This window comes from Pseudobutyrivibrio xylanivorans DSM 14809, assembly GCF_900141825.1.
In the GTDB taxonomy this organism is placed as follows: Bacteria; Bacillota; Clostridia; order Lachnospirales; family Lachnospiraceae; genus Pseudobutyrivibrio; species Pseudobutyrivibrio xylanivorans.
Window position 1 is genome coordinate 1 of the sequence record NZ_FQYQ01000047.1, and the last position, 5,446, is coordinate 5,446.

A 5,446-nucleotide genomic window follows, 5' to 3' on the forward strand; every position below is an offset into this window, starting at 1 on the left:
TTAAACATGAATCGGTTTATTAAGTATTATTCTCGTCTGTCTTTCTTTTGTCGAAAAGAGGTATATTTTCCTTCTCTATTCTTTTAAGAAAATTATTTTTTCCTTTCATCATAGGATCAATCAAGAAGAAGGTTCTTTTTCTACCTGACTTAAATACCTTTATATAATTATTGTTAGCTATTTCAACTTTACTAAGCTCAGAGAATTTAGTTTGCTTTTTTAGTATAAACAATTTAATAACAATAATATCATCTCCATCTACCACTATATCCCAAAATCTTGGAGTGGCATATAAGAAGGAAAGTAATGAAAGAAAATAAAAAACAACAAATAATCCAATTGCAGCTGATGAAAATTCTTCATCAAAATAAATCCATCCCAAAAGTAAAGCTGATGTTATTACAAACCATCCTACGCCAATTAATATCATAGAATTTCCTGTTCGAATTGTGAATTTGTTTAGAGACCTTGTATAATTCTTAGGTTCACTTCTATACTTTAAAATATCCAAAACAAACGGAACAATCGTTATTATAATTAAATACTTTAATATTTTCATTTAATCGCCTAACACCAATGGTTTTCTGGATTTATTTCAAACAAATAATCAATACCACTTTTGATAATATTCTTTATTTCTTTATACTCTTTTGTCTAGTTACACGTAAATTTAGATTAATCTTTTAGTTTTCTTTCTATTTTAATTTAACTCAACAATAGCATACATTGAGTTTGGAAGATAAGTAACTTTTACCAAATCACCTTTTTTAATGTTCTTTTCTGCATATAGAACATTGTACTCAACATCATTACCATCAACATCAATAATAGTCTTGAATAACCCCAATACTCCACCATCTAGAACTTCTTGATAAACCACTCCATGTGTACATTCAAAACTATTTTGCGAAAGAAGTTTTTTATCTTTATAAAGAGGCAAAACTACAAAAATAGATATTATTATGTAAAGGCTTACGGGTCCAATTCTACTACATATTTTTATTTTGCTATAGTGGAGAGAATTTTTCACTCTGAATAAAATGATTCAATAACAATATGTTGTCTTAGTTCTTTAAGAACAGATTCATAATCATAATTAACTATTTTTATTATTCTTACTTTTCCATTTATAAACATCATTATTTTTTTTTGTGAACTATCATAAATACAATTGTCTATCTCTCTATATCTAAAAATGCGCTTGTGAAAGAAACTTCTTTCTTGAATATTTTCATCTGAAACTATAATTTTTTTTGCTCCTAATAAAATGATTAATACGAACAAAACTAATATCGTTATCGACATTGATAGCACCATTTTTTTACTATCTATATAGTTACTAACATAGTTGTAATGCATAACCCTACTCATAAAAACGAATGCTAATGGTATTACTGCCGATAAAAATCCGATAACTCTTTTTCTAAAAAAAGGTTTAAACGTTCTTTTCATACGAGTTCCTTATAAAACTATTTTACTTACCTATGCACTTTTTACTAAGATAATACATTAACAAATCATAATTCTTATAAATATCATTTCTAATCTCTATCGAATCTTTTTCGCCATATACTATTAACGAGTGATAATACCTATGTCCCTTTTGAAAAGACTCTTTGTTTGAATAACTAACTATTTCAGAAGCATTTACAGTTGTTATTTTTCCAAAGGCTTTATGAATTATTATAGTATCACCTTTTACCTCAATCTTGTTAAATAGCATAGGTATTATTAACCAAACGCAAAACAATAACATCAATACTGGTATACTCAAAACTATTACAGCTTTCATACCCTTCTCAGTTGTATTATTTATCTGTTGCCACAAAAAACCAAATAAAACAAATGACAATAGTATTCCCACAAATAATGTTATCATTTCAAAAACACCAACCCAATTCAGTTTTACAACAAATTCGTTTGTATATGTTTTCTTACTCATTCACTTAACCCTCGCAAAAATCATTTATTGCATTCTTACTTTCTATGTAACCATTTACCATATAATCTGTGAAAAATTTACTTCCCACCTTATACGGCTTAAAGAAATCTTCCTTTATTTTACTTAATTGATTAATTTTATGATTATATTCGCATTGAAGTCTTCGTATTCGAGTCTTATTTTTCCCTTTTGCCCTAGCCCTATCCAAATTACGCTTTGCGTTTTCTACATCATCCAGTTTATCTGCATACTTTGGTTTCTTGGCAATACGTTTCTTTACAAGCTTTCCGTAAAGCTCTGTGACTACCGAAGCGGTCTCAGCAATTCCATTAGCCTTTAAATTATAAATTGCATTATCAACTGTACTAGTAACTGAAAAATCTCCTTGTCGTAGATCAATAGCTGCATCCGTAGCAGTGTCAGCAAGTGTTCCACCGGCAACATGCAACAATGGATTTAAAACCTTTGCAGCTTTAACACCTTCGCTTATATATGTTGCGTTTCCTGCAAGACCACTTAACGCACCGCCTGCTCCTGCTATACCAACTTCAATCCAATCAACATTTGTTCCATTTTGAGCTACTTGAGTACCCAAATCCACAAGTGCTCCTCCAACTGCTCCTCCTAAAGCAGGTGATACCGTTGCTGACAAAACAACTCCTGCTACTACACCTAAGCCAACAGTTATTCCACCAACAATTTCTTTATTATTATTTATAAAATCACCAGTAGCATTTACCGCATTTTTCACTCCACTTGCCACAGCATTAACACCATTGTTAACTGCATTTGCCGCATCAGTCATCCACTTAGGTAAATTTCCATCCCTATCAACTAATCCAACAGGATTGCCCCAGCAGTAGCCATAATGGTTCATTGTAAACGGGCTATCAATAAATCCTTTTACATTATCCTCACTCTGGAATCTGCCTGTATTGGCATCATAGAATCTCGCCTGTGCAAACTTAAGACCAGATACTTCATCCTCCTGGTAGCCTGTGAAAGCAAATGGCTGTATGATGTTGCCGTTTGTAGTGTATTCATGCGCTCTTTGTTTTCCTGTTCTTGGGTCGATGTTTCTTCCGAAGTCATCGAAAGCGTATGAACTTACAGCTACACCATCTGTTCCTGTCATGTACATTGGAGAACCGAGTTCATCCTGGAGATAGTAGTAGTTATTGCCGGATTTGCTCATGCTTACTACATTGTTATCATAGATGAAGCTTTCTGTCTCGCCGTTAACTGTGCGCTCAAGAAGGTTATAGTAGTCTCTTGAAAGGTCACAAAGATATTCAATTTTCTCTTCTGGGCGGGTAGATGCTACTCTAAAGCCAAGACCGTTATACTGGTTCTCTACCTCTCCCTTATTTGAGTCTACCACTTTTGAAAGCATATTTGTTGCATCAAAAGTAAAGGTCTTTTGTAAAAGACCATCTACAAATTCTTTTGTCTGGTTGCCTCGCTTATCGTATGAATACGTCTTTACGATAGCCTGGCTATTGTTTAATTCTTTTGCCTCTACAAGTCTGTCAAGGACATCATATGTGTATGAAGTTCTTGTTTCGTTTTCAGCAAGTAAAGTTCTGTTTCCAAATGCATCGTACTCATAGGCAGACTTAACCATTCCATCATGAGTGGTCTGTGTGAGTCGGCCGATTTCATCGTACTGATATCTATAGTGACCAGAAACAGCTTCAAGCCCACGTCTTTCTCTGTTGATTCCAGAGATAAGACCTGCATTGTCATAAGAATAGAAATACTTATCAAGCTCGCCCTTACTGTCGTAGCTTGTCATACTCTCAAGATTTCCACCTGGAAGGTATGAATACTCTGTAGAAACACCATTTGGAAGAAGCTTAAGTGAGAGTCTTCCAAGCTCATCATAAGAGTATGTAGTCTCCTCACCATTTCCAGAAACGCCTGAAAGCTTTCCTTCTGCATCATATGTATAAGCAGCTACTCTTCCATCTGGATAAACAAGTTTTGTCTTTTCTCCTATGGTATTGTATTCGTAACCTACAGTTCTGTTCTGGTAATCTGTTACTTTTGTGAGACGACCTAAAATATCGTTTTCAAGGGTAGTCTTTCCAAGCCAGTCATTAATCTCTTTAAGCTGATTTAACTCGTTATAAGCAAACTCTACGCTTCTGCCATCACCATAGCCTACCTTAGTCACTGCACCAAGGTTATTGTAGCTGTAGCTTGTGGCAAAGTTATCCCTGTCAGTCTTTGTCTTAAGACGTCCATACTGGTCGTACTCATAAGTCTCTTCCTGACCAAGGGCGTCTGTTATCTTTGTAAGTTGTCCTGAAAGGTCGTAAGAATAGAGTGTTACGTGACCATCCTCACTTACTACAGGCATCTTGTCATCTTCAACTCTGCCTTCAGCTCTGTAAACACTCTTAAGGTTATCAAGAGCATCATATGTGTATGCTGTCTCGTTTCCAAGAGCATCCACTACACTCTTTAATCGACCTGTAGCTGTGTAAGTATAAAGAGTAGTGCTACGTCCATCCTCTACCTTTGTGGCACGTCCCATGGCATCATACTCATAAGACACGCATCTTCCATCAGATGCCTCCACCTTTGATACCTGGCTTCTTGCATCATAGCTGTAAGAAATTTCATAGCCATCAGCAAAGCTTCTCTTTACAATTCTTCCGACTGTATCATAATCAAGGCTCTGCTCTAATCTTCCGCAGAAATAGATAGCCTTAAGCTTTCCACCATCTGTGTATTCGTATTTACGAACTCTTCCTGCAGCATCTGTAACTGATTCAATATTTCCAAGCTTTGTGTATGTATAAGATGTCTTATTTCCAAGAGCATCTGTCTCAGAGATTACTCTGCCAAGTAAGTCATAGTCTCTTGTGAACTTATTACCTAAAGTATCTGTTGCTTCAATTACATTTCCATTTTCGTCATAAGCATAGGTTTTCTCATGACCAAGAGCATCTATCTCTTTTATGATGCGATTAAGAACATCATACTCTAGACTTCTTACCTTTATATCACCAAGATACTCAGCTACCACATTTCCATTCTTATCATACTCATAGCTGCTTGTTCTTCCCTCTGGATCTGTAACCTTAGTAAGACGCATAAGAGGGTCGTACTCATATTTAATGGTACCACCATTAGGCAGGAGAACTTCCTCCTGCTTACCCATTACGTTATAAGTGATTTCTGTTACAAAGCCAGCCTCATCAACTACCTTTGAAACACGTCCCATGACATTCATTTCAAAGTTCTTTACTGTACCGTCTGCCTCTTTTACAGATGTCACCTTACCCATTTCATCATAGGTATACTCTCTTGTATTACCAAGAGCATCTGTAGTCTTTACGATTCTATCAGCGTTATCGTATTCGTATGTAGTAACTGCTCCGTCAGCTGTGGTTGTCTCCACTACACGGTTAAGCTCATCATAAGCATACTCTGTAACCACTCCGTCTGGATCAGTTATGGTATTTACGTTACCCTTTTCATCATAATCAAAAAGAG

General features: G+C 35.3%; 5 protein-coding genes. All 5 read right to left on the minus strand.

From position 1 onward, the window contains the following. Nucleotides 1–19: 19 nt before the first annotated feature. Entirely contained in the window at nt 20–559 is a 540-nt protein-coding gene (locus tag BUA88_RS15665; protein ID WP_143151464.1) for a hypothetical protein, read from the minus strand. Nucleotides 560–700: 141 nt separating this feature from the next. Then, entirely contained in the window at nt 701–880 is a 180-nt protein-coding gene (locus tag BUA88_RS16130) for a hypothetical protein (protein WP_143151465.1), read from the minus strand. 146 nt (nt 881–1,026) lie between these two features. Then, the gene (locus BUA88_RS15670) at nt 1,027–1,452 is read right to left on the minus strand and encodes a hypothetical protein (protein WP_072919692.1); all 426 of its coding nucleotides are present in this window, start codon (nt 1,450–1,452) and stop codon (nt 1,027–1,029) included. 22 nt (nt 1,453–1,474) lie between these two features. Continuing rightward, complete coding sequence (locus BUA88_RS15675; RefSeq protein ID WP_072919694.1) at nt 1,475–1,942, minus strand: hypothetical protein; 468 nt, start codon at nt 1,940–1,942, stop codon at nt 1,475–1,477. A gap of 4 nt (nt 1,943–1,946) precedes the next feature. Then, nucleotides 1,947–5,446: RHS repeat-associated core domain-containing protein (locus BUA88_RS15680; protein WP_143151466.1), on the minus strand; the 3,500-nt coding region annotated here is incomplete at its 5' end.